The organism is Hephaestia mangrovi (assembly GCF_019880555.1).
Taxonomy (GTDB): domain Bacteria; phylum Pseudomonadota; class Alphaproteobacteria; order Sphingomonadales; family Sphingomonadaceae; genus Sphingomonas; species Sphingomonas mangrovi.
In genome coordinates, this window is the sequence record NZ_JAINVU010000023.1 from 1 (window position 1) to 999 (window position 999).

General features: G+C 65.6%; 3 protein-coding genes. 1 reads left to right on the forward strand and 2 read right to left on the reverse strand.

Annotated elements, in window-relative coordinates; genetic code table 11:
• The coding region (gene traD, locus K7G81_RS17645; protein WP_223032150.1) for a conjugal transfer protein TraD at positions 1–164 on the forward strand (164 nt) is incomplete at its 5' end.
• Positions 165–173: 9 nt separating this feature from the next.
• On the opposite strand, the gene K7G81_RS17650 is transcribed toward traD, so the two are convergent.
• Both K7G81_RS17650 and K7G81_RS17655 read right to left on the reverse strand, forming a co-directional pair.
• Positions 174–644, reverse strand: a complete 471-nt coding sequence (locus K7G81_RS17650; protein ID WP_223032148.1) for a sugar O-acetyltransferase — start codon at positions 642–644, stop codon at positions 174–176.
• 74 nt (positions 645–718) lie between these two features.
• Positions 719–999, reverse strand: a 281-nt coding sequence (locus K7G81_RS17655; protein WP_223032149.1) for a YbaK/EbsC family protein, incomplete at its 5' end; no start/stop codon positions are given.

Sequence of the window (999 nt, forward strand, 5' to 3'; positions counted from 1 at the left end):
GCCTCGTCGCCAAAGCCGGGCTGGTCGAGCTGACTGACGATGATCGCGCCGTGATCTTCGGACTACTCGATGAGGCGGCGGCGAAGCTGCGCAGCGCCGAACGGGATCAGTTGCTGATACTGTGGCGGCGGCGCGGTCGACGCGCGTTCGATGCTGCGGATTGATTGTCGAGGTTACTCGGCGATCGAACGGATGACCTCGGCCGGGTTGCCGCCGACCAGGGTGTCGGCGGGAACGTCTTTCGTCACCACCGAACCGGCGGCGATCACCGCATTCTCGCCAATGGTCACGCCGCCGATGATCGTCGCGCCTGCGCCGATCCAGGCATTGCGGCCGATCACGATCGGTTTGGCGACCACCGCCGTGCGCCGCTGCGAGGGCGCGAGCGGATGACCCGAGGTGATGATGCTGACGTTCGGACCGATCATCACATCATCGCCGATGTCGAGTCCGCCCAGATCGTAGAAGGTGCAGTTCTGGTTGATGAACACATTGCGCCCGACCCGCATGTCGGGTCCGCCGGTCGTGTAGAATGGCGGGATCAGCAGAAAGCCGTCATCGACCGGTTGGCCGATCAGCTCGCTGAACAGCGACCGCACCTGGTCGGCATCGTCATAGGTCAGGCGATTGATCCGCGCAGTCATGGCCATCGCGCGCCGGATGGTGGCCTGCATTGCCGACGATTCCGGCGTCCGTCGATGAATGACGACCTCGTTCGTCATGTACAGAGATCGGCCCATTCGGCGCCAACCAGTTCGGCCAGGCGGTCGGGGGTAAGCCGCACCGACGCGGTGCGGCTGCCGGCGGCGGGATAGACGACATCGAACCGTCGCAGCGACACGTCGCAATAGATCGGTAGCGGGCTCGCCAGACCGAACGGACATACGCCACCGACCGGGTGACCGGTCAGCTGCTCGACCTCGTCGACGCCGAGCATGCGCGGCCGGCCGCCGAGCGCATTCTTTACCTTGCGGTTGTCGAGCCGGGCGTCACCGGCGG